This window comes from Streptomyces sp. NPDC006643, from assembly GCF_042870175.1.
In the GTDB taxonomy this organism is placed as follows: Bacteria; Actinomycetota; Actinomycetes; order Streptomycetales; family Streptomycetaceae; genus Streptomyces.
The window spans coordinates 88,530-110,852 of record NZ_JBIAHA010000031.1; the positions used below are offsets into that span (position 1 = coordinate 88,530).

Below are 22,323 nucleotides of genomic sequence, written 5' to 3' on the forward strand. Positions count from 1 at the left end.
CTCTGCCGGGTCTGCTAGCCGGTTGTGCCGTCGAGCATCTCGCGCAGGATGTCCAGATGGCCGTTGTGGCGGGCCGTCTCCTCGGTGAGGTGGTGCAGGATCCAGCGCAGGTCGACGAGGAGACCGTTGCGGATGGCTCGCTGGGCCTGCTCGCCCAGGCGGTGCCCGGCTACCAGTTCGCGGTAGCGGGCGCTCTGCTCGGTGTACTCATCGAGCAGTTGCGCGAGCGGGAAATCGACGGCGATACGCATCTCGCGGTCAGGGTCCTCATCTGTCATGGGTGCCAGGTCTTCCTCGCCGAGGAAGACAACCTGGAACCAGTAGTACTCAACCCAGCGCAGGTGGTTGATCACTCCGCTCATGGTCATCAGCGGTGAGCCCGGCAGGAGCGATTTGTGTGCGTTCTCCTCGGAGACGCCTTCACATTTGGCGCGGGCGGTGCCTCGCGCGTAGTCGAGAAACGTGGTGAGCTGGCTGCGCTCGTCCCACGCGGGCGGTGTGTCATCGATTCTGGTCATCGCGCGAAGCGTCCCCGATCACCACGCCCGGTGTCGAGGCATTTCGTGGAGGCCCCGACCTGCTCCACCCAGCCTTCTGTCCAGCGGTCCGCCCGGGATGATCCGCAGGACAGAGCCCGGTGCTCTGCCGGCCGGGCGCTGAGCGCCGCCCTCGCCGGTGCCGGCACGCTGACGGTGGCGGAGGCGCACCGCATAGTGTTCAGCTCCTGGCGCCGCCGAGAGCACTACGCCTCGGGCCGATGTACGCGCTCCAGCCCAGCAAGCGGTTCGCGAGAGACACCGTGCTCATCGTCGACGGCGCCCTGGTGCCAACTCGCGATCACACGATCGCCGGGCAGTCCAAGAAACGTCGGCATTGGGCCGGTGGTGTCGCTGCCCGTGTACGCGTCTCTGACCCACGCCCTGGCCGAGGCCTTGGTCGACGTCCTGTGGTTCATCGAGGGCAGTGAAGACGAGCAGATGGATCCGGACGACGCCCTCAAGGTCCTGGAGGGCGTCGCCCACCTGGTCAGCAAGCTGTCGAGCGACCAGCGGTACGAGTTGATCGACCTGCTCGGGACGATGGCCGAAGCCGAGTCCGACCTCGCGCGGCGGGAGTTCCTGGAAGGGTTCCCGGAGGGCTTCGGGCTCCTTGATGATGCGGTCTGACCTGTGCTTCACGAGTAGAGCAGGACGCGTTTGCGCAGGAGAGCGGAGCCGGCCCGGCCGAACATCTGGCGTTTGAGCATCCTGATCCGGTTGACGTGGTCTTCGACGACCCCGGAGCTCCACGGCAGCGTGAGTCCGGCGATGACTGCATTACGGTCACGGTCGATGCCTGCGGCGAGTGCGTGGAGGTCGCACCCACCAGAGTCCGGTCCTCCAGCGGAAGGCTCCACGGCCGCCCCCTACGGACCGCGTCCGCATCCTCGCGCCGCAGAACCGTCACCAGCTTCCCGAAAGTGCGCGGGCTGAGCCCGGTGAACGGAGTTATCCAGGACGGCTCCGACGCTGTGATCACAGCAGCCACGCCAAGATCATCTCAGCCGCCCTATCATTCGATCCAAAGACGAGCAGCCGTCGAGGGGGCGGACAGAGGTGGCAGCAGCACGCATGGCAGCAGCAGTGCTGGTCACATGGGCCGCACTGATCGCGCTCCTACTCGCGCCGGCGCCCCTGCCAGAGCAGTGGCGCCACTACGTCTACTCTCCAGCGCGCGTGGGCTTGTGGCTGCTGGCCATGCTCGTCGCGCCCGTCGTGGTCTGTACCGTCAAATGGCCATGGATCAAGTCGGGCGGCAGGTGAGCCCCGACTCGCATACGAGCCCGCGGACTGCCCCGTAACGGCTGGTCGTCAATGGCGGGACAGCCCTTAGGAAACCGTCGGCCAGCGGTTCGGGGGAGAAACGGCGTAGAGCGTGACGCACCCGTCCCGACAACGGCAGCTCCTGGCGCCAGGTGTACAGCACCACGGTCGGTGACGGCGGAACCGACGACGTGACGCTCCGGCACAGGACGCCACCTGCGTGTCTATGCGACGAAGCGCGCCACCGACTACGGCTATTCGCTGTTCGAGGTCGAGGCGTACGCCGATGGCGGCACCACCCCGATAGCCCCTCCCACCGCCCCGCCGTCCGACGGCCCGGCGGTCAACGTGTCCACCGCCGAGCAGCTCAAGTCCTCGCTCGCGGCCGCGAAGCCCGGCCGGACCATAACCTCGCTGCCGGCACCTGCCGGGGATCCTTCGTCACGGAGCGCTCCGGCAGCGCCTCTGCCCCGATCACCTTGACCGGACCACGTGGTGCAGTGCTCATCAACGACGGGCCGGCCGGAGAGCCCTCGGGCAACTGCCCGGCCCCGGCCGCCGGTTACGACTCCGGGTACGGCCTGTGGCTGTTCAAGGCCGCACACTGGAATCTGAAGGGTTTCAGTGTCAGCGAGTCGAAGAAGGGTGTCGTACTCGACACCGCCCCCAACGTCACCATCGACGGCCTGGACGTCCGTGACATAGACGAGGAAGGGGTCCACTTCCGACGTTCCTCCGCCGACGGGGTGATCCGCAACTCCACGATCCAGAACACAGGACTGGTGCAGCCTGGCTACGGCGAAGGGGTCTACCTCGGCTCCTCCAAGTCCAACTTCACGTGCTAAGCCGACTCCATGGGCGTGGACGCGTCGGACCGCATCCACGTACTCGACAACCGCATCGGGCCCAACGTGGCCGCTGAGGGAATCGACATCAAGGAGGGCACGAACGACGGAGTAGTCCGCGGCAACACCTTCAACGGCACCGGCATCACGGGGCAGAACTCCGGCGACTCCTGGGTGGGCGATCCGCAGCGGTGGGACTGGCAGGGCGATCCGCCCTGAAAGTAGTGGTCGGTCTGTGGTCGCCCCTCTGACCATGGGACCGGACGCACCGTGCGGGACCCAGGGGCCGCGGCTGGTTCCGCCGGCGGGTACGCCGTCCACCACCCGGGCTGTGTCGCGTCAGCCTCGACCCTCCAGCCGGCCGTGCGCAGCACCTCGGCCGGGCGCTCCACCTCCCCGTCACGTGCCGGGCGGGACCGTCGGCTCCGTCACGCCACCTGTGGTGAAGGCAGTCGCGCGGTGGAGGACGGCACCAGCGGGGCGGGGGCGCTATTTGGCCCAACTTATGCGTGCATCAAGCCATTTCATGTCCACCAGGTGATCCCGTCGGAGCCGCCCCGCATGATCAGGGCATCGGCGGTGCCCGAGAGGCGGGCGCCGCGTCGGCACGCGGGGGGAAGCGCGATGGGACACACACGTCGTACGGCCAGAGGTATCGCGGCGGGGGCCGCCGTCGTCGCGGCGGCGGTGCTGGGGACGGTGCCCGCACCGGCCGCGGAGGCGTCGGAGGAAGCCGCGGCGGCCGACATGCCGGGCTTCCTGGAGCCGTCGGACATGCCGCCCGACCCCTTCTCCACGTGGTACGGGGCGGGCGGCCCCTCCGAAGGACCGCACTGGCCACTCTGCGGGGAGACGCTCGTCCTGCCCGAAGCGAACGTCTGGAACGCCGCCTACAGCACGCCGGAGACGGCGGCGGGCTCGCAGGTGTCCGTGGTGCTGCCGACGGAAGCCGGGGCCGTCACCTTCGCCGCCCAGGCCGAGGCGGCGATCACCGGCTGCGAGGCACGCATGGAGCAGGAACAGCCGGACCGACCCGTGACGTCCTGGGACCACGGGTGGATCGACGTCGAGGAGGGCGCCCGTGTCTACGGCACGGGCTTCCAGAGCGGTTGGGGCTACAGGAATCAGCTCGTCTCGGTCGGCCGCGACGGTGACACCGTGACGATCGTGAGCTGGGAGAGCAACTGGGGCGACCCGCCCGTCGACGCCTTCAAGGAGACCACCAGGACAGCCGTGAACAGGCTCTACTGAGGAAGGGGCGGCACGCCCTGCGCGGCGGAAGCCGATCTCGACGGTGCTTCGTTGTGCCGGCCGGGCGGACTGGAGTCCGTTCAGCAGCTCCGTGCACGGGGCGTACTGGGTGGATCCGCCGCACGAAACACGCGGGAGCTGCCCGCCGGGGAGGAGGCGCCCGCCGCCCGTTCGAGATGGTCGATGAGGTCGTCGATCTTGCCGCGATGGGTGGCTTCGTACTCCGGTGGCATGAATCCCTAGCCGAGGTCGAAGGTGAGCTCCATGACGGGTCCGCGCAGGCCCTCCTGCGGAGTCTCGTAGCTGACCCGTACGAGCGGCACCAGGGAACCCGGATGACCTGGTGTCCTGCGTGACAGAAAAATAGAACACGTGATCGAATGAGGGGATGAGTGCCCGACCTTTCCCCGACGACCTTGTCCGCACCCAGCGCGCCTGGACCGCCACCTACCAGGCCCTCGCCGTGTGCCGCCCGACCGACCACACCCTGCTCCGCCGACGGCTGCTGCGGCTCTCCTCCCGCCTGCACCAGCACCCCTGTCTGGTCTCCCGCCCGGCGGCCCGCCCCGCGCTGCGCGCCGCCGCTGCCGTAGCGGCGGCGGGTGGTGATTCGGCGGACAGACGCGTGGCGGGATGAGCGGGAGCAGCGTGCCGACGGAGCGGCAGATGCAGATCCTGCGGGCGGTCCGGGGCTGGATCGCGGAACGAGTGGACCGCCGCCGACCCCTCGCGCGGGGCCGGGCTGTCCGAAGCCCCCGGTGGCGACGCTCTGCCACCATGGGGCGATGAGTCGACCCGACCTGCGGATCAGCCCGGACGACGCCACCTGGCGCGGACTGCTCGCGCTCGCCGAGCTGCACCACACAACACCGGAACGCATGGTGGCGAGCTGGACAGCGAGTGAGGTGGCCCGCCAACTGGGCCAGATGCTCGCCGGCATGCCCCCGGAATTGGTCGTCCCCGAGGTGGGCACGTTCGCCGAGGTTCCGGCTCCCGGGCAGCATCGCCGCTGGTCGATCCGCGGCTGTCGGCCGGTCGGGGCTGACGAACCGTTGACCGTCAGCCTGATGGCGGCCCCGGGAGAGCTGCCGCCCGACGTCTACTTCGTCGCCCGGACGCTGCGACGCTGGGCCGAGTTGGGCGCGCACGCGCGCGTCACCGCTGTGGACTGGCTCGCACTGCCCGCCGATACGGCGCTGATCCGCCCTGCGCTGACCTTCGGCAGTGGCCGGCGCTGGACACTCCGCCTCGCGGACCGCGACGCCTCCGCCCTGACAGGACGCGGCGTGCTGGTGCAGTTCAACGACATGAAGATCACCAGCATCGACGTGCTCACAGATGCCAGGGAACACTGACTGCCCGTCAGCTCGCCCACACGCCGACGCCGCCCGGCAGACCATCCAATTCACGGTGCAGGTCGACCGCGAGGGTGGGAAGGCGCCGAGGAGATCCGCCGCGCCTTCGGCGAGGCCGCGGCGGCCCGTCCGGCACCTGCGGGCCACCGGCACGCTGCCCACCCTGGAGGTCTGACGAGCGCCTAGCCGACCGGCCCCGTCGTCACGCAGGCCGACGCCCTCGCAGTCGAACACATTACGGAAACCAGTGCCGATCGCGTGACTGAAGGGCACGTACTGATGACCACCATCACGCTGCGCAAGGGCCGTGACGCCCGTACCGTCGGCCCCGGTGGGGACACCGGAGCAGTACGCCGGCGCAAGCTCTACGCCTTCGAGGAGGACGTGGATCTCGGCATCCTCACCCCGCGGGCCCGCGCCCTGGCCGAGGCCCACCGCGCCATCCTGCCGACCACACGGATGACCCTGGCGCAGGGAGGTCCCGGCCCCGGCTTTTATGCCCACTCCGCTCCCAACTTCCGCAGCGCGTCCAGCTGTTCGGGGGTGAGTTTGTGGCGTCTGGTCTTGGCGTTGGTGAGCCATACGCCCAGCTTCACGGTCACCGGCTCCGTCTCGTCGTCGGCCGTGATCTCTACGACTATCCAGCCCTACCGCTTCGCCGGCGCCTGCGCCGATCCCACGGGCCTCTACAAAATGGGCGCCCGCTACTACGACCACAACCTCGGCCGCTTCACCCAGCCCGACCCCTCCGGCCAGGACACCAACCCCTACCTCTACGCGAACGGCGACCCCATCAACAACACCGACCCGACAGGGCTTTTCAGCCTCTCCGGTGCACTCGACGTAGCTGGCATCGGGCTGGCTATTGGTGCGGTGGCGGCCTCTGGGCCTCTCGGAATCGGCCTAGGGCTCGCGGCGGCTGGTACAGATATCGCGGGTGCAGTTGTGAGCGGCGCTTTCGGTTCTGAGATAGCGGGCGTCGCCGTCGTCAGCACTTTCACCATGGGAGTAGCTGGCGGTGCGAAAGCCCTCGCCAAGGGCAGCGCGGTGGCCGGCCGAACAGCGACCGGTGTGGACGCGGGGTATGCGGCTCTCGGGTACGGAGCAAACAAGGCCATAAACGACTAAGGAGCTGTATACCATTGCATTTCGTGATCGCTGCTGGCGGTGCCAGCTCAGGTAACGCGATACTGACCATCGTTCTGGGCGTCATCTTCTTCATCGGCTTGGCCGCTGTCGTAATTGCGAAGAGGCGACGTCCCTGAACCTGTTTGCGACTATCAGGAGGGTCCTGGACCGCAACATGACCCAGACCCCTCGTCTGGCAGCGTCGAATTTGCGGCTTCGCAACTACACCTGATCTACGCAGCGACCTGCGGGCGCACGCGAGGCCGATCATGTCCCCGCCGCTTTCCGTACGGCTCGAGCGCAGAGGAGGCCGTCGACAGGGCCGAGTTCAGCCGCCAGCTGCTGACCAGTGGGCGCGGTCTGGTCGGCAGGATTGTCTAGTTAGCGGCGAAGAGCGCAATGTGATCGACGGACCGGGCACCATCCAACGACTCCGACAGCGTCGGGCACACTGAGGCGGTGGGCACGATGAAGGCAGCCGAATCCCGCCGGAAACAGGCGCGCCGCCTTCGTCATGGTTTCGGAGCCGGGCGGCAACCGGTTCCGATACCTCCAGGACCATCGGGAACTGTTCTCAGTCGGCCTCGACGCCCCACAGGGCCAGGACGCCCAGCACGCTCACGCCGCCCACCACCCTCTGCCGCGCCACCGCACGGCCCCGCGCATCTGCCCGGCTGGCAACCCGACCTGGTCCGCACATCTCCCTTTCTAGGGTCTGTAGCCGTGCAAGAAAGCTGTCCCGACCCAGCAGGGCACTGGATCACGATCAGCGGCACGTGTGACACCAGAGAGACGATCCTCAAGCGCGACGGCGCGAGCGTCGTCACCAGTTCCTCCTGCGCGGCCACGTCGGGCAGTTGGTATTCGCCGTACGACGGTGCGACGTGGTCAGCGGCCTCGGACGTGGACATCGACCACCTGGTGCCGCTCTCTGAGGCCTGGGGGTCCGGCGCGTACGGCTGGACGGCGGCGAAGCGGGAGCAGTTCGCCAACGACCGCACCCGCCCCCAACTCATCGCGGTCACCGACAACGTGAACCAATCCAAGGGCGACCAGGACCCCGGCACCTGGTGGCCCTCGCGTACCGCCTACAAGTGCACCTACGCCCGCGCCTGGGTGCAGGTGAAGCACTGCTACGGCCTCAGCGTCGACTCGACGGAGAAGAGCGCGCTGACGTCCGTCCTCAACGGCTGCTGACCGGGACTGTCCTGGGGCTCCTCGCCTGCCGCGGCGGTGAATCGCGGCGGCCGGCGAGGAGCTGAGGACGTTGTCGGCGGGCCGGGTCAGCCAGCCGCGGACCCGGTGCGGCTTGACCTGGAGCGCGGCGAGGATGCGCCCGGCCTGGGAGGCGGAGATGCCGGTGTCCGCAAGGTGCTCGGCGATCAGCCGGTGCGACCAGCCGTCGTAGGGGGGTGGGGCGGTGTACTGGTGCCGTCGCGACGACCCGCAGCCGTACCTCCGGCCCGCACACGGGCGGTCGGCCCGAGCGGGGCCGGTCCTCCAACCCGACCAACCCCTCTTAGGCATATCGGTCGCGCCACCGCACCACCGTGGAGACATCCACCCAGACGATCTCCGCGATCCGCCAGGCCGGACAGTATGCGCACGCACCCGCTCCAACAGCACGCCACGATCATCAGGATCAAGAACCATGCCCGGTCAACGAGCCGATGCCCATCGGCAGAACTTCCGCGGCGCAGCACTAGGCAGGTTCGACCCAGACCTCGAAGCCGAGTCCGCCGATCTCCACCCGCAGCCCGACGTCGCCCCGAGGCTCGTAGATCGGGGCTACGCCGCTGACCAGAGAGTGCGATTTCCAGAAGCTCCACGAGCAGGTCGCGAATGCCTCACAGCTCGGTCCTTTCGTCGATCCCCGACAGCGTCAGGCACTCAAGACCTGTGGATCAGATTTGGGCGGGACGCGAAGGGCGTACCTGGCCGCCGAGTACGGCATCGACCCTGCTGCCCCCTTCCGAGGGCGCGCGGCGCCGCCTGTACCAGCCCCGTCGGGCGGCGCCGAAGGCCCGGACGGCGCGCCCCCAGGGTCCAACTGAGCTTCTCGTAGCCCCGGTCCGCAGGCGTCCGGGCGGCCGGCCGGGGTAGACGGCTGACCGGCCCGCCCATCGGCACGGCCAAACTCAGGAGAGGACACGATCAGCGTGAGCGACGCCGAGCACCGGAAGCAGACCCCCGACGGAGCGGCCGAACTCCTGGTTCGCTGCCTGGAGAACGAGGGCGTCGAGGTGGTGTTCGGCGTGCCCGGCGAGGAGAACATCCGTTTCACCAACGCCCTCGCCCGCTCGGAGAAGATCCGCTACGTCCTCACCCGGCACGAGCAGGCCGCGTCTTTCATGGCGGAGATGCACGGCCGGCTCACCGGCTCGGCGGGTGTGATGTCCGCGACGCTGGGGCCCGGCGCGATCAACCTGATGCTGGGCGTCGCCGACGCTATGACGAACAGCACGCCCGTTGTCGCGATCACCGCGCAGGTCGGCAAGGAGCGCAACTACAAGGAGTCCCACCAGTTCGTGGACCTGGTGAGCATGTTCGCCCCGGTCACGAAGTGGTCGGCGGAGGTCCCGGCTACCCGGGCCATCCCCGAGATGGTGCGGCGCGCGTTCAAGACCGCGGAGTCCGAGCGGCCCGGCGCCGTCTACCTCGCCGTGCCCGAGGACGTCGACGAGGCGACGGACGGCTCGAACCTGCGCCCGCTGCACAGGAACGTCGTGCAGCCCGAGGCACCGTCCCCGAAGCAGATCGAGCGGGCGGTGGAGCTGCTGCGGGAGGCCCGCCGGCCGGTGATCCTCGCCGGACACGGCGCGGCGCGCGGCGGCGCCGAGGAGTCGCTGGCGGCGTTCGCCACCGCACTCGACGTGTCGACGGCGACCACCTTCCACGGCAAGGGCGTCCTGCCCGACGACCACCCGTGCGCGACCGGCACGTTCGGCTTCATGCGGCGCGACTACACCAACTTCGGGTTCGAGGAGGCCGACGTTGTCATCGCCGTCGGCTACGAGCTGCAGGAGTTCGACCCGTCCCGGATAAACCCGGACGGTGACAAGAAGATCGTCCACATCCACCGCTTCCCGGCGGAGGTGGACGACAGCTACTCGGTCGACGTCGGCATCATCGGCGACATCTCCGCCTCCCTCGACGCCCTCGCCACCGAACTCGACGGCCTGCGCTGGACCATCGACGACGAGGACACCAGGGCCACCCGCACGCTGCTGGCCAAGGAACTCGAGCAGGGCGCCGCGGACGAGCGCTACCCGCTCGCCCCGCAGCGCGTCATCGCCGACACCCGCGCCGCGCTCGGTCGCGACGACATCGTGCTGGTCGACACCGGCGCGCTGAAGATGTGGATGGCCCGGCTCTACCCGACGTACGCGCCGAACACCTGCCTCATCTCCAACGGCTTGTCCACCATGGGCTTCTCGCTGCCCGGCGCGCTCGCGGTTCAGCTCGCCAGGCCGCAGACGAAGGTGCTGGCGGCGGTCGGCGACGGCTCGTTCCTCATGCACTCCCAGGAGATCGAGACGGCGGTTCGCGAGAACATCCCGCTGACCGTGCTGATCTGGGAGGACAACGGCTACGGGCTCATCAAGTGGAAGATGGACCTGGAGGTCGGGGAACACTCCAACACCGACTTCGGCAACCCGGACATCGTCCAGTACGCCCGCAGCTTCGGCGCGAAGGGCTACGAGATCGAGTCCGCTGGGGACCTGCTGCCGACGCTCCGTGAGGCACTGGCGGACCCGGGCGTGTCGATCATCAACTGCCCGGTGGACTACGCCGAGAACATGAACCTCATCGAGCACCTCGGGCACCTCGACTCGGCGCTCTGACCGCCCGCGGCGCGGCCCGACCCCCGTACGGGCCGCGCGGCGGCCCACCCGCGGGGGCGGTGCCCTCGGGTCTGCGGCATCGCGTGGCATTTCCGCGGCGCGGGGTAGATGGCCACCGTGAGGTTCGGCCAGTTGAGGAGGGGAACTTTTGTCATGCGTGCTCGGACTATAGGTGCGGCAGCCGCCACGGGGCTGGCGCTGGTGGCCGCCCGCGACCTCGTGCAGAAGAAGCACGCGCTGCTGAGGAACTTCCCCCTGGTGGGGCACGCCAGGTATGTGCTGGAGACGATCGGCCCCGAGCTACGGCAGTACATCGTGACGTCCAACGACGAGGAGCGTCCCTTCAGCCGTGACCAGCGCAGCTGGATCTACGCGTCGGCGAAGGGGGAGAACAATTACTTCGGGTTCGGCACCGACAACGACATCGAGCACGTGCAGGGTCATGCATACGTGAAGCAGCGTACGTTCGCCGGTGCGCTGCCCGATCTGAGCGACCCGCAGGCGGCGTTGCCCTCGGCCAAGGTGCTCGGCGGACCGCGCGGCCGCGCGAAGGCGTTCCGCCCGGCGAGCGTCATCAACATCTCGGCGATGAGCTTCGGCTCGCTGTCCGGCGCGGCCGTCACGGCGCTCAACAAGGGCGCGGCGCTGGCCGGGACGATGCAGAACACCGGCGAGGGCGGCCTGTCGCCCTACCACCTCAACGGCGGGGACCTCGTCCTCCAGATCGGTACGTCGTACTTCGGCTGCCGCAACGAGGACGGGACGTTCAACCTCGACAAGCTCAAGTCCATGGTCGCGGGCGTGCCTGTCAAGGCGATCGAGATCAAGCTCTCGCAGGGCGCGAAGCCGGGGCTCGGCGGCATGCTGCCGGGCGCAAAGGTGACCGACGAGATTGCCGGGATCCGCGACATTCCCGCAGGCAAGGACTGCGCTTCGCCGTCGCGGCACACCGCGTTCCACGACGTGGACTCGATGCTCGACTTCGTGGAACTGTTGGCCACGGAGACCGGATTGCCTGTCGGGATCAAGAGCGCCATCGGGGAGATGGACTTCTGGGAGGAACTCGCCACCCTGATGGAGCGGGGCGAGCGAGGGGTCGACTTCGTGACCGTCGACGGTGGCGAGGGCGGCACCGGGGCGGCTCCCCTGATCTTCGCCGACTCGGTGTCCTTGCCGTTCCGCGTGGGCTTCTCCCGCGTCTACGGCGTGTTCGCCGAGCGGGGCCTGACCGACGACATCACCTTCATCGGCTCCGGCAAGCTCGGCCTGCCCGAGAACGCCGTCGTCGCGTTCGCCCTCGGCGTCGACATGATCAACGTGGGCCGTGAGGCGATGCTGTCCATCGGCTGCATCCAGGCCCAGAAGTGCCACACCGACAAGTGCCCCACCGGCGTCGCCACCCAGAACCCGTGGCTGGCGCGCGGCATCGACGCGCCCTCGAAGGGCATCCGGGCCGCGATGTACCTGCGCACCCTGCGCAGGGAGTTGCTGAAGGTCTCGGGCGCCGTCGGTGTGCCCCACCCGTCGCTCATCACCCCCACCGACATAGACATCCTGAACGGCGACTACGACGCCCGCAGCTTGGGGAGTGTGTACGGCTACAAGGATGGCTGGGGCTCGCTCGGCCCGGAGCTCGCCCATGAGATCGCCGAACTGCTCACCATCTGAGCCAGCTACTCGGCCACCTGTCTCCAACCGTCATGCCCTGCGCAGCACGCCCACCGAGTGGACGGTGGTGCGCATCGCGGTGCGCACCGGATGGACTCGGTGTGCACCGGGTGCGGAGTGCACCGAGTGCGCGAGCACCAGGTGCTCATCGCACATCGCCTCCAGGGTGTCGGCGGTGTCCGGGTTCCCGGGGTCCGGGATCACGTTCACGGTGAACCGGATGATGCTGCGGGCGATGCCCCCGGCACCGCCGTGACGGGGGAGTCCCGCACCACGGACAGCAGCGCGCACCCGACCTCGTCCAGCGCGAAGGAGTCCGCGGACAGCTCTGCCTCCCCGTCCACGGCCGTGGCGCGCCCGACGATGTCCTCGGCAAGCCGCAGCAGGACGAACGCCAGCTCCGGGTCCGCTTTCGCCCGCCAGGCGACAGCAGCACCGCCACCCATCTGCAGCGCCAGCAGCTAGTCGAAGCCGAGCCACCGCGACCTGCACCGCCCCGTCGTCGACCGCTGACGAAAACACCTGCCACACGGCGCGGCCCCGGCCAGATAGCCGGGGCCGACGACATGTCCGGGACGGCCGCAGCATCGGCAATAAGGCTGGCCGCCCCGGACATCCCCATCACCCACGTGTGAGATCAAGAGCACTGCAGCATGCACCGTCCCGCCATCTTCGCCGCCGTCATCGAGGTCGGCCACTGGCGGTTGTACGCCGACCGGCGCCGCCGCAGCAGGTCCCCGACCGGCGGAACGCCATCGCGTGCGTCGACGAGTACGAGGGCGATCCAGAGCGGCCCCGTACACCTACGGCGACGAGGCCGCGCTCGTAGCGGTGCGGGATGACGAGCCCAGTGCGCGGATAGTCACCGTTCGCGATGGCTCGCCGACCGCGGACTTGGCGCCGGACTCCTCCCACACCTTGCAGTCGTTACGGTTCCCGGCGAGCGGCCGGCCAGCTGGCCGCCGCGCCCCGGCATCCTGTGGTTCGCGCGGGAGGCCGGGGCACGGATACGGATGGGCGGTCGGTCAGTCGAGGAGAGCGATGCGGATGGCTCGTTCGACGTGTGCGGCGGTGTTGGCGTATCCCGCGCCGTTGGGGTGGACCAAGGTGACGCGCTTGTTGATGAGGCCGCAGTTCAGCGCGGTTCCGGGGAGCTTGGCGGGCTAGTAGCCCCCGGCGTCGCCGCAGATCCCCTCGACCCACTTGGTGTCTGCGGGCTGGCAGGCGTCGTGGCCCACGCTGGAGGAGTAGACGTCCACGTAGCGGTCGCCGAAGAACGACGTGGTCTGCTGGATGGTCCTGTTGAGCGGCTTGAGGACGTTGTCACGGAGCCAGTCGATGTCGGCATGCTTGATCGAGCCCAGCTCGGTGAGGGAGAGGCGGTTGCAGGAACTGCCCTCCTCCGGCAGGACGGCCGGGTAGCCGACGGTGATCACCCTGGCGTTGGGTGCCGCCTCGTGCACCTTGGCCAGCATGTCGACGTACTCGTCCTGAACCCTGGCGAGCTTGTCCTGCATGCTCTCCTCCCCGGCAGGCGGGTTGGTGTAGTACTCGCGGCAGGACTCGCCGGTCTTCGCGCCCAGTTCGAGGCACTTGAGGAGCATGCCGCCGACACCGATGGTGACGACGTCGGTCTGGTCGCCCAGGTTGGCCCGCGTGATCTGCGGGTCGACCGTGCTCCACCCTCCGGCGGGGGACTGGACCGGACTGACCGGCGTCTGCTTGGCCGTGGCGATGTTGTCGATGGTGGCGTTGCCGCAGCTGACGTTGGTCAGGCGCACCGTCTTGCCGGGCGGGAACTCGTCAAGCTCCCGCTCGACGAGACCGGGGTAGGCGTCACTGGTGCGGTCGCAGCCGTCCCGCGACGCATCACCGAGTGCGGCCTGCGGGTCCCCGACGAAGCCGCCAGCCGTGTACGAGTCGCCCAGCGCGGCCCACTCGTACTGATCAGCCGCGCCGGCGGAGCCCGCGGGTCGAGGGCGACCGCCGCCAGGGCGAGCCCGACCGCCAGCGTGCACGCACCAAGCGCGCCACCCATGCCTGAACCCCTCCCACTGGAGGTCCCCATGAGCAGCACCGACCGCGACGTCGACCACGCTCTCGCCTGCCCCGAGCCGCCGGCCTCCCCGCTCTGGCACCGCCACGGCACCGCGAAGGCCCGGCCCCTCACGCCCGCCCAGCAGAAGCGCAACTGCGAGCTCTTGGTGCTCGCGCAGCGCACTTCCCGTTCCCGATCCCGCTCCCCTCGCCCCACCGAGACCCTGGCGGAGGCCAGCTGATGGACACCAAGCACGGCGCCGTCGACGCGGCCACCGTCGCTGCGGCCGCCCCGGACATGTCCGGGGCGGCCGCAGCATCGGCGAATGAGTCTGGCGTGGATGGTTCGGGACAGCAGCCGCTCTCCAGGCCCATCACTACTGGCGGGAGCGGGTTGGGAGTTCAACCGTCACTTGACGCATGCTGTTGCCGTAACGCCGTCACCCTGTTGCGTAGATCGGCCGCCTCCTGGCTGCGGCCGAGCTGCTCCAAACAGTGGGCCTCATCCTCACGGCTAGCGAGGGCGTCGGGGTGGTCAGAGCCGAGGACGCACTCTCGCTCGTCGGCCACGCGCCGGTACTCGACCAGGGCATCGGCCCAGCGGTCCAGCCAGCCAAGGCCGACGGCGACCTCGCGGCGGCTGACCAGCACATCGGGGTGATCACGGCCGAGGACCCGCTCGCGGAGGTCGCACACCTCGCGGGCCTCAGCGAGGGCTTCCTCCCAGCGGCCGAGCCGTCCGAGGTTGACTCCGAGGCCCTGCCGGGAGCGGAGGGTCTCGGGGTGGTCGGGGCCGTGGACGCGGGTCCGGTCGTCGATCAAAGCACGGTAAAGCGTCAGAGCCTCGCCGCTGCGGCCGAGTCGGCCGAGGCTGATTCCGACCTCGTAGCGCGCGGCGAGGGTGTCTGAATGATCTGACCCGAGGGTCTGGGCACGGGCCTCGGCGACCTCTCTATGTATCTGCAACGCTTCGTCCCAGCGGTCCAACTTGCCAAGTGTGTAGGCGACCTCATAGCGGGTGAAGAGGGTGTCGGGGTGGAGGGCGCCGAGCACGCGGGCTCGGGCCGCGGCCACCTCAAAGGCCATCTGGTACGCCTCCTCCAGTCGCCCGATGCGGCCGAGGTTGAAGGCGAGATTATGGCGGCAGCGCAGGGTATCCGGGTGCTCGGCGCCCATCACACGCTCGCGGGCAGCGAGCACAGCCGCATAGATCTGATGCGCTTCGAGGGGGCGGCCCAACTGGCCCAGGACGTAGGCCATCTCCTGGCGGGCGGCCAGCGTGTCAGAGTCGTCAGCGCCGAGCACTCGCTCTCTCGCATGAGCCACGTGGGCGAATTCGACCAGCGCGTCGGCGGCGCGGCCCGTGCGGGTGAGTGCGAAGCCGACCCAATAGCGACTGGTGAAGGTGTCTGGGTGGTCAGGGCCCAGGAGACGTTCACGCTCGGTGGCAACAGCACGGTGCACCTGATGCGCCTCTTCCCAGCGCCTCAGCCGGCCGACAGCCAATCCAACGTCATGGGCATGGGCGGGGTCGAGGCGTGAGGCCAAATCGATGGGAAGCCCCGTCGGGACGGGGGGCAGATCAGCCACATCGAGGAGATAGTCGAACGCTTGATATCCGTCAGCGGAGCCGATCAGCAGACTTCCGGTCGCGCCGTGGACGGGAGCGCAAAGCCAGGAGAGTGCGTCGTCGAGTGGTTCGGGGCGAAGTCGGTCGCCGCCGCGGTCTTCCAGGTAGCGGACGTGTAAGTCCGCCAGGACAGCGGACGACACGGGGGTGTGCATGCCCAGCCGCCGGCAGTCGACGGCTGCGGCCAGGATCGCAGCGGCACGTGGATGCCCGCCGGGTGCCCAGGAGTTCTGCCAGGACATGAGCATGGTCGGGCCACAGGCGAGGGTTTCGGCGATCCCGAAGCGCTCGTCGGCAACCGCCCGGGCGAGCCGTGGATCGGCGACATGTTCTGCGGCGCGTTCGCGTTCGGCCGCTGACCATCGCCGGTCGATTCTGACGGTTCGAGCGCTTTGCAGCAGCTCACGGGCTGTGCGCTCTCGCAGTGCCCGCTCTTCTGGGGGTACGTCGATGGGAGGAGAGACGAATTGGTGGTACTCCTGGGCTCGCATGGTGGATATGACCAGCACATCGCGTGAGCCGTCGCCAAGCAGTTGGGCGAGCAGCGTGGCAGTGAGCCCCTGGGCACCAAGGTAGCGTTCAAGGTCATCGAGCCACACGATGCACTTCTTCTCCTTCTGCACTGCGGGCAGGAGGGTGAAGAGCCCCGATGGGGTGGGACAGGCGAACACGTGGTCCGGGCACACTGCACGCAAGGTCTCGTAGGCGAGGCGGGTCTTGCCGGCCGTGGACTCGCCGACGATCAGAACGAAGCCGCCACTTGAAACGGCGGCGTGTACGTCGGCTTCTCGGTCGCGCCGGATGAACGGCGCCACGCGGTCTGTGACACCGTCCCTGACGACGGGCTCGGCGGCGTGCACGCCCAGCGCAATCGGATCATTCAGATCACGCACACGGGGCAGCCGGCCGGCGGCACTGACCGCATAGAGGCTGGCTGATACGAGCTCGCGCTGCCGGGTAGCCGTGTCAATGCGGGCCGACACCCGGGTGACGGGCAACATGGTTATCGCTGCTGCCGCCGCCGCGACTGCGGCAGCTCGCTCCGGCGGCATCCAGATTGCCGCGACGACTCCCGCCAGCCCGGCAATCCCGGCGAGCACGAAGTAGGCGATCCACAAGTGGACGCGACCTGCCACGATCCCTCCCCACGATGTTCCGAAGAACACATCCTCAAGGCTGAGTTCAGCGCCGTCCAGAGCGCCACCACTTGGCTACCGAGCACCGCGTTGTGTCTCTCCGTTGATGTTGCCTTCGGGGCGGTGTCTCACGAGTGATCCGGTGTCGGTCAGTCCGGCCCCGCTGACCGTCCGGTTAATCCCAGTCGGACGGCGGCTGCTTGACCCTGCCGCCTGTGTGGACATCGACGACATCAAAACCCGGTTCCCCGACAAGTACGACCAGCACATCGAGGACATGGTCAACAGCCTTCAGCACAACAAATCCCTGCAGAAGATGCTCACGAACCACGGGTGGTCGATCGACACGGCGGCGCTGCTGAAATAGGCCAAGCGGACAGACCGAACCCGAGGACAGAGAAGGACCAAGGATGGACATCGAGATCACGCCCCACCTCGGGGTCGGCCACTTCCGGCTCGGCATGCCTTTCGACGAGGCCATGGAGACGGCGCGGGAACGCGGCGCCACGGTGAAGCACAGCCCCGAGGGCGGCAGGCCACCGGGCAAGTACGTCGTGAAGCATCCGGACATCACATTGAACATCGTGCTGATCTTCGACGCGCGGGAGAAGCTGGACAGCATCGAACTGTGGCGGTTCGTCAACGAAGACGGGAACGTGAACGTCTCACTCGCCGGTTTCGACGGCCTCGACGTATTCCGCACGCCCAAGAAGACGCTGCGCCGCGAGATCGAACGCCGGGGGTACACCATCGACTACAACGACGCAGGTTTCGACGGCATCGCCGACCTCAACGTCATCTTGGCCAACGCGAGCAGCCAGGACATCCCGGCCGCCCCCCGGACAGGCTTTCCCCTGTACTTCGACTACATCCTCGTGGCCGAGAAGATCACGCCCTGAGGCCGGCAGCCATGGCGGGAGTCGGTGAGGCGCCGGACCCGGGCCGCCGAGGAACGCGCCGGCAAGGCCGACGCCACGACCGCCCCCGCCACCGGGGCGGGCTCAGCGGACTCGCCCGGGCAGTGGACGCTCGACGGCGGGAAGCTCCCCTTCCGGGCCGTGCACCGGCATGCCGACTGCTTCGCCGTCCCGAGCTCCCTCGCTGCGGCGGCCGAAACGGTCAGTCGTGAGCGAGGGAACGCCGCACTAACACGCGGTGGCCGGGTGGCGTGCGGCCTGAACTCCGACACGACATCAGGGCCCTGTCGGCCTTGCGGCGGCTGCGTTCAAGCGGCTTGGTCGTAGGCGGGGCCGGTTCCGCTGGTGCCAGAGCCGGGAGTGGTGTCGTCTTCGTCGGCTGCCCGGAGCGGCGTGCGCTTCTCGACCGCGCGGCAGGTGAGCCAGGCGGCGAAGGCCGCGGCGGGGAGGGCCCAGGCGGTCGGCCACAGGTGTTGCCACCACGCGGGGCTGGGGCCGGCGAGGGCTTCGACGGTGGTGAGCGCCATGGTGAAGGCGTATGTCCAGCAGAGGAGTTGGCCGGCCCGGCGGGTGGCGGAAAGTGGTCGTCGCGTGAGGGCGTGGCGGGTCAAGTCTCTTCCCCCTGGAGAGTGCCCTCCGCGGCCCTCGGTGAGCGCGGCGCGGGTGTGCTGGGCGGCTGGTTGTGGAGTGGGGGATGGCCGCGTCCGGAGCTGCAGCCCGCGGGGTGGCCCGCTGTCTGGTCGGGCGGTTCTTTTGACTGACCTTGACCGTTCGCTGTTCATAAGGCGAGTGAACAAATGGGTTCGGCGTTGCTTTTCAGCCAGATTGGCTACACGGAGTTCAGCGGCGCTCGCCGGGAGAAACTTGCCTTACGGAAACTATTAGTCGGACGAATGGGTGCATAAGTTCGGCTTGATTGTGGGGGTCTTTGTGTTTTCGGCGCTGAAAGGGGTCGTGTCGCGTGAAGGGGCTGTGACAGCTTGTGGTGGCCCGGTGACCGTTGGGGTTGCTGGTTCTGGCTTTCCGTGGGGGGAAGTTGATGCATTCACGTGCTTCTGGCACGCCGTTTCGGCGTGCCCGCAGATCCACCCGATACGCCCTGACGGCGGCGGTCGCCGCAGTTTCGCTGGCCGCCGCGTCGTTGCCGGCGTTCGCCGCGCCGGAGCCGCGGTTGCCCGATCCCACCTCGCCGTGGACCACTCCGGGGAAGGTGACAGCGCCGGCCGTACAGGCCGGTCCGACGACAGCGCCGGCTTCGCAGTCGGCGGCGGAGCCGTCGCAGGAACGTTCCGCCTGGTACGCGGCGCAGGAGAAGGCGCGTACTCTGCCCGACCGCGGCGCCTCAGGCGCCTCGGCCGCGCAGGGGGCCCGGTCTGTCGTGGAGTCCGAAGTGCCGGAGGGGCAGGGGCAGGTGCCATGGCATCAGCTTTCCGACACGCGGCTCTCGGACTCGCTGGTCGCCCGGGTGAATCTGTCCAACGGGAACCTGATGCTCGCCGGCACGGACTTCGATGTTGCCGGGGTGGGGCAGAGTCTTCAGCTGGCTCGTACGTACAACTCGTTGGACGCCCCGTGGGGGAAGGTGTCCCAGCGCTGGTGGCAGGGCTGGGAGCGCTACGCGCAGATCACCACCGCCGAGGTCGTGGTGTACGACGCGACGGGCGACGCGGTGCGGTTCGTGAAGAAGACGGACGGGACGTTCACCACGCCGACCGGGTACTCGAAGGATCTGAAGAAGAACACCGACGGGACGTACACCCTGACGACCCGTAAGTCGGGTTCGAAGGACACGTACAACGAGCACGGCACGCTGACGAAGGTCACCGACCGCAACAACGGAGCGATCACGGTCAGCCAGCACGACGAGAGCGGCGAGCACAAGGGGTTCAAGCTCACCGAGACCCGCTCCGGCCGCTGGGTCGACCTGCTCAAGACGAACGCTTCGCAGTGGCAGGCCAAGGACCACACCGGCCGCACCGTCGTCTTCGACCTCAACAGCGCCGGAGACCTGGTCAAGACCACCGACACCGCGAACAAGGCCACGCACTTCGCGTACGACTCCTCGCGGCGCCTGACGAAGGTCACCACTCCCGAGAACAAGGTCACCGAGTTTACCTACGACGCGCAGAACCGCGTCACCTCCGTGAAACGGGCAGGCGGCCCGACCTGGGTATACGCCCACTCCGCAGCCACCCCGGCGGCGGCCGGCACCACGACCGTCACCGACCCGGACGGTGACGACACCGTCCACACCCACAACGCGGACGGTGAGATCACCAAGGTCACCGATCCGCGAGGGAAGAGCCGTTCGCGCACCTATCTGAACCGGAATCTCCAGACGGCGGTCGACGCGATGGGCACCGGGACGGGCGGCACCGGCGGTAACGTCACCGCCTACGGCTGGGACGCCCGCAACAACCCCTCCTCCGCCAAGCTCCCCACCGGCGCCACGGCAGCGGTCTCCGCGTATCAGACGATCGCCGGCACCGACCTCCCGAAGGACTTCAGCGCCCCGGACGGCAAGAAGGACACCTTCGGCTACGACACCTCCGGCAACACGCTCTCCGTGACCACGTCCGGCACGGCGGGCGGCAGCCGCAGCTACACGTACAACAAGGCCGCCCCGACGTGCGGCGGCTTCGAGGGCCAGCGCTGCACCTCGAAGGACCTCAACGAGAAGGTCACGTCCTTCACCTACGACACCAAGGGCAACCTGTCGAAGGTGAAGCCGCCGTCCCCGCTGGGCGAAGTCGCATACACCTACGACGCACTGGGACGCCCGGAGACCGTCACCGACGGCCGCGGCATCAAGTCGGTGTACGTCTACGACTCCCGTGACCGCGTCACCGAGATCTCCTCGCCCCACTCGACGGTCCGGTACACGTGGGACGGTGACGGCAACCAGACCTCCCGCACCGACGCCTCGGGCACCACGCGCTGGGATTTCGACGGTCTGAACCGCGAGAGCGTACGCACCCTCCAGAACGGCGCCCAGACCGCCCTCGCGTACACGCCGGGCGGAGAGGTCGACCACTACACCGACCCCAACGGCAAGACCGACTACACCTGGGACACCGCCGGGCGCCTCACCGAACTGAAGGACCCCGCCAACAAGATCACCGCTTACCAGTACAACAACAACGACAAACGCACCAAGACCACCTACCCGGGCGGCACCACGCAGAGCGTGACACTCGACAACTCCGGCCGCCCCACCGCGATCAAAGCCACCTCGGGCACCACCACGCTTATCGACCTCGCCTACACCTACGGGTACGGCACCGGCGGCACGACGGACGGTACGAAGATACGCACCCGTACCGACGAGGCCACCGACAAGAAGATCGCGTACACCTACGACACGCAGGAACGCCTCACCTACGCCAAGGAGACCGACACCGCCGGGGTGCGTACCGCGTCGTGGCTGTACTGCTTCGACAAGGCCGGCAATGTCACCCACCTCAACAGCGGCCCCGTCACCACCTGCCCCACCACCCACAGCTACACCTACAACGACGCCTCCCAGCTCACCACCCGCAGCGGCTCCACCACCGGCTGGTCCTACGACCTGGCCGGCAACGAGACCGCCGCCGACCCCGCGTCCGGCACCGCCCGCTCCGCCCAGACATGGTCCGACCACAGCCAGCTCACCAACATCACCACCGCCGGCACCGCCCGCGACCTCGTCCACGCGGGCACCACGAACGACGAGCGCACCAAACTCGCCGGCACCTGGTTCCACACCACCGCGCTGGGCCTGACCGGCACCACCACGGGAAGCGCCGATACGGGATTCATCCGCGAACCGGCGGGCACCCTCAACTCCATGCGGACCGCCGGAAAGAGCTACTACTACCTGACCGACGCGACCGGCAACGTCCTCGGTCTCGTCAATGACACCGGCACACGCACGCACACCTATGCCTACAGCCCCACCGGTACCCCCCGCACCACCCCGACCGAAACGGTCGTCCAGCCCTACCGCTACGCCGGCGCCTACGCCGACCCCACCGGCCTCTACAAAATGGGCCACCGATACTACGACCCGAGCATGGGCCGCTTCACCCAACCCGACCCCTCCGGCCAAGAGCAGAATCCCTACCTCTACGCCAGCGGTGACCCCATCAACAACACCGACCCAACCGGACTCTTCGGTTGGCCGGACGTCGGAGAAGGACTGGGAGGCTTTGCAGGGGGCACTCTTGGCGTGGTGGCAACTGCCACCGTCTGTTCAACGGGTGTGGGATGCATCATTGGCGGAGCGGTGCTGACAGGTCTGGGCACTGGATCCGGAGCGTCTATCGGATCGGCTCTCTTCGGCGGAAGCAATGAGGACCGAAGCGATGCCTTCATGAACGGCTCACTGTGGGGAGCACTCGGGGCCACTCCAGCTGGATCCGCGCTTGGCCGCTGGCTGGGATAGCGCGTCCTGGAAACGGTCTCACAGGCCAGAAAGGAGGAAGCTGTGAGTAGAGAAAGATCGAGCCTGCAACGCCGTGCGCGCGGTGCGCTCGCCCTGGGTGCCTTCGGCGCGCTGATCGCTGGGCCGATGGAGTACTTCGATTCCGGTAACGGGCGCGATGTTGTGCTCGCGCTTCTGGTCGGCGCGACGGCCGGCGTGATCGTGGGCTTCCTGTTTCCCGCCCTGCTGCGGCGGCGCCAAGAGCAGCGGCCTACTACGCCGCCACCTGCCCCGCCACCGCCACCAC

Annotated in this window: 23 protein-coding genes and 3 pseudogenes; 16 read left to right on the forward strand and 10 right to left on the reverse strand. The window is 68.4% G+C overall.

What is annotated here, in order from left to right:
- Window positions 1-14 precede the first annotated feature (14 nt).
- Window positions 15-518 carry a DinB family protein gene (locus ACFYNU_RS33740; RefSeq protein WP_356589302.1) on the reverse strand — a complete coding sequence of 168 codons (504 nt, stop codon included), beginning with the start codon at window positions 516-518 and terminating at the stop codon, window positions 15-17.
- Window positions 519-748: 230 nt separating this feature from the next.
- On the opposite strand from ACFYNU_RS33740, the pseudogene ACFYNU_RS33745 reads away from it, so the two are divergent.
- Window positions 749-874, forward strand: a pseudogene (locus ACFYNU_RS33745) (IS5/IS1182 family transposase); the annotation flags it as partial.
- A 22-nt stretch (window positions 875-896) separates the two neighbouring features.
- On the forward strand, window positions 897-1,166 hold the full coding sequence (locus ACFYNU_RS33750) for a hypothetical protein (RefSeq protein ID WP_388768269.1): 270 nt from the start codon (window positions 897-899) through the stop codon (window positions 1,164-1,166).
- A gap of 8 nt (window positions 1,167-1,174) precedes the next feature.
- On the opposite strand, the gene ACFYNU_RS33755 is transcribed toward ACFYNU_RS33750, so the two are convergent.
- Both ACFYNU_RS33755 and ACFYNU_RS33760 read right to left on the reverse strand, forming a co-directional pair.
- Window positions 1,175-1,396, reverse strand: a complete 222-nt coding sequence (locus ACFYNU_RS33755) for a hypothetical protein (RefSeq protein WP_388768297.1) — start codon at window positions 1,394-1,396, stop codon at window positions 1,175-1,177.
- Window positions 1,357-1,527: pseudogene (locus ACFYNU_RS33760) on the reverse strand (IS5/IS1182 family transposase); the annotation flags it as partial. The pseudogene ACFYNU_RS33760 and the gene ACFYNU_RS33755, both read right to left, overlap by 40 nt.
- Window positions 1,528-1,610: 83 nt before the next feature.
- Between ACFYNU_RS33760 and ACFYNU_RS33765 the strand changes: the two are divergent.
- From ACFYNU_RS33765 to ACFYNU_RS33810, 10 genes are all read left to right on the forward strand, one after another.
- On the forward strand, window positions 1,611-1,802 hold the full coding sequence (locus tag ACFYNU_RS33765; protein WP_356589304.1) for a hypothetical protein: 192 nt from the start codon (window positions 1,611-1,613) through the stop codon (window positions 1,800-1,802).
- A gap of 500 nt (window positions 1,803-2,302) precedes the next feature.
- Complete coding sequence (locus ACFYNU_RS33770; RefSeq protein WP_356589306.1) at window positions 2,303-2,647, forward strand: right-handed parallel beta-helix repeat-containing protein; 345 nt, start codon at window positions 2,303-2,305, stop codon at window positions 2,645-2,647.
- A 9-nt stretch (window positions 2,648-2,656) separates the two neighbouring features.
- Window positions 2,657-2,866, forward strand: coding sequence for a hypothetical protein (locus ACFYNU_RS33775; RefSeq protein ID WP_356589308.1), 210 nt, complete (start codon window positions 2,657-2,659; stop codon window positions 2,864-2,866).
- Window positions 2,867-3,271: 405 nt separating this feature from the next.
- Complete coding sequence (locus ACFYNU_RS33780; RefSeq protein ID WP_356589310.1) at window positions 3,272-3,898, forward strand: hypothetical protein; 627 nt, start codon at window positions 3,272-3,274, stop codon at window positions 3,896-3,898.
- Between the two features lie 388 nt (window positions 3,899-4,286).
- On the forward strand, window positions 4,287-4,535 hold the full coding sequence (locus ACFYNU_RS33785) for a hypothetical protein (RefSeq protein ID WP_356589312.1): 249 nt from the start codon (window positions 4,287-4,289) through the stop codon (window positions 4,533-4,535).
- Between the two features lie 148 nt (window positions 4,536-4,683).
- On the forward strand, window positions 4,684-5,253 hold the full coding sequence (locus tag ACFYNU_RS33790; RefSeq protein ID WP_356589314.1) for a hypothetical protein: 570 nt from the start codon (window positions 4,684-4,686) through the stop codon (window positions 5,251-5,253).
- Window positions 5,254-5,532: 279 nt separating this feature from the next.
- Window positions 5,533-6,381 (forward strand): RHS repeat-associated core domain-containing protein, encoded by an 849-nt coding sequence (locus tag ACFYNU_RS33795; RefSeq protein ID WP_356589316.1) that lies wholly within the window; start codon window positions 5,533-5,535, stop codon window positions 6,379-6,381.
- A 666-nt stretch (window positions 6,382-7,047) separates the two neighbouring features.
- Window positions 7,048-7,578: an HNH endonuclease family protein gene (locus ACFYNU_RS33800; RefSeq protein WP_388768295.1), complete on the forward strand. Its 531-nt coding sequence runs from the start codon at window positions 7,048-7,050 to the stop codon at window positions 7,576-7,578.
- A gap of 962 nt (window positions 7,579-8,540) precedes the next feature.
- Window positions 8,541-10,226: an acetolactate synthase large subunit gene (locus tag ACFYNU_RS33805; protein ID WP_356589318.1), complete on the forward strand. Its 1,686-nt coding sequence runs from the start codon at window positions 8,541-8,543 to the stop codon at window positions 10,224-10,226.
- A gap of 153 nt (window positions 10,227-10,379) precedes the next feature.
- Window positions 10,380-11,894 carry an FMN-binding glutamate synthase family protein gene (locus ACFYNU_RS33810; RefSeq protein WP_356589320.1) on the forward strand — a complete coding sequence of 505 codons (1,515 nt, stop codon included), beginning with the start codon at window positions 10,380-10,382 and terminating at the stop codon, window positions 11,892-11,894.
- A 30-nt stretch (window positions 11,895-11,924) separates the two neighbouring features.
- Here ACFYNU_RS33810 and ACFYNU_RS33815 read toward each other — a convergent pair whose 3' ends face one another.
- The 4 genes and pseudogenes from ACFYNU_RS33815 to ACFYNU_RS33830 all read right to left on the reverse strand — a co-directional run bounded on the left by ACFYNU_RS33815 (window position 11,925) and on the right by ACFYNU_RS33830 (window position 13,912).
- The gene (locus ACFYNU_RS33815; RefSeq protein ID WP_356589322.1) at window positions 11,925-12,104 is read right to left on the reverse strand and encodes a hypothetical protein; all 180 of its coding nucleotides are present in this window, start codon (window positions 12,102-12,104) and stop codon (window positions 11,925-11,927) included.
- Window positions 12,101-12,340 (reverse strand): hypothetical protein, encoded by a 240-nt coding sequence (locus tag ACFYNU_RS33820; protein ID WP_356589324.1) that lies wholly within the window; start codon window positions 12,338-12,340, stop codon window positions 12,101-12,103. The genes ACFYNU_RS33815 and ACFYNU_RS33820 overlap by 4 nt, the downstream gene beginning before the upstream one ends.
- Window positions 12,341-12,710: 370 nt before the next feature.
- Window positions 12,711-12,847 (reverse strand): annotated as a pseudogene (locus tag ACFYNU_RS33825) (IS5/IS1182 family transposase); the annotation flags it as partial.
- A gap of 210 nt (window positions 12,848-13,057) precedes the next feature.
- The gene (locus ACFYNU_RS33830) at window positions 13,058-13,912 is read right to left on the reverse strand and encodes an SGNH/GDSL hydrolase family protein (RefSeq protein WP_356589326.1); all 855 of its coding nucleotides are present in this window, start codon (window positions 13,910-13,912) and stop codon (window positions 13,058-13,060) included.
- 48 nt (window positions 13,913-13,960) lie between these two features.
- Here ACFYNU_RS33830 and ACFYNU_RS33835 point away from each other — a divergent pair, with 48 nt between their 5' ends.
- Window positions 13,961-14,173 (forward strand): hypothetical protein, encoded by a 213-nt coding sequence (locus ACFYNU_RS33835; protein WP_356589328.1) that lies wholly within the window; start codon window positions 13,961-13,963, stop codon window positions 14,171-14,173.
- Window positions 14,174-14,333: 160 nt separating this feature from the next.
- On the opposite strand, the gene ACFYNU_RS33840 is transcribed toward ACFYNU_RS33835, so the two are convergent.
- Window positions 14,334-16,697 carry a tetratricopeptide repeat-containing protein gene (locus ACFYNU_RS33840; protein ID WP_356589330.1) on the reverse strand — a complete coding sequence of 788 codons (2,364 nt, stop codon included), beginning with the start codon at window positions 16,695-16,697 and terminating at the stop codon, window positions 14,334-14,336.
- Between the two features lie 217 nt (window positions 16,698-16,914).
- Here ACFYNU_RS33840 and ACFYNU_RS33845 point away from each other — a divergent pair, with 217 nt between their 5' ends.
- Together ACFYNU_RS33845 and ACFYNU_RS33850 are read left to right on the forward strand one after the other, a co-directional pair.
- Window positions 16,915-17,064, forward strand: a complete 150-nt coding sequence (locus tag ACFYNU_RS33845) for a hypothetical protein (RefSeq protein ID WP_356589332.1) — start codon at window positions 16,915-16,917, stop codon at window positions 17,062-17,064.
- A 43-nt stretch (window positions 17,065-17,107) separates the two neighbouring features.
- Window positions 17,108-17,596 (forward strand): hypothetical protein, encoded by a 489-nt coding sequence (locus ACFYNU_RS33850; protein WP_356589334.1) that lies wholly within the window; start codon window positions 17,108-17,110, stop codon window positions 17,594-17,596.
- Between the two features lie 326 nt (window positions 17,597-17,922).
- On the opposite strand, the gene ACFYNU_RS33855 is transcribed toward ACFYNU_RS33850, so the two are convergent.
- Entirely contained in the window at window positions 17,923-18,225 is a 303-nt protein-coding gene (locus ACFYNU_RS33855) for a hypothetical protein (RefSeq protein ID WP_356589336.1), read from the reverse strand.
- 428 nt (window positions 18,226-18,653) lie between these two features.
- On the opposite strand from ACFYNU_RS33855, the gene ACFYNU_RS33860 reads away from it, so the two are divergent.
- Window positions 18,654-22,037 (forward strand): RHS repeat-associated core domain-containing protein, encoded by a 3,384-nt coding sequence (locus tag ACFYNU_RS33860; RefSeq protein WP_388768281.1) that lies wholly within the window; start codon window positions 18,654-18,656, stop codon window positions 22,035-22,037.
- 18 nt (window positions 22,038-22,055) lie between these two features.
- On the opposite strand, the gene ACFYNU_RS33865 is transcribed toward ACFYNU_RS33860, so the two are convergent.
- Entirely contained in the window at window positions 22,056-22,277 is a 222-nt protein-coding gene (locus ACFYNU_RS33865) for a hypothetical protein (protein ID WP_356589340.1), read from the reverse strand.
- Between the last annotated feature and the right edge of the window lie 46 nt (window positions 22,278-22,323).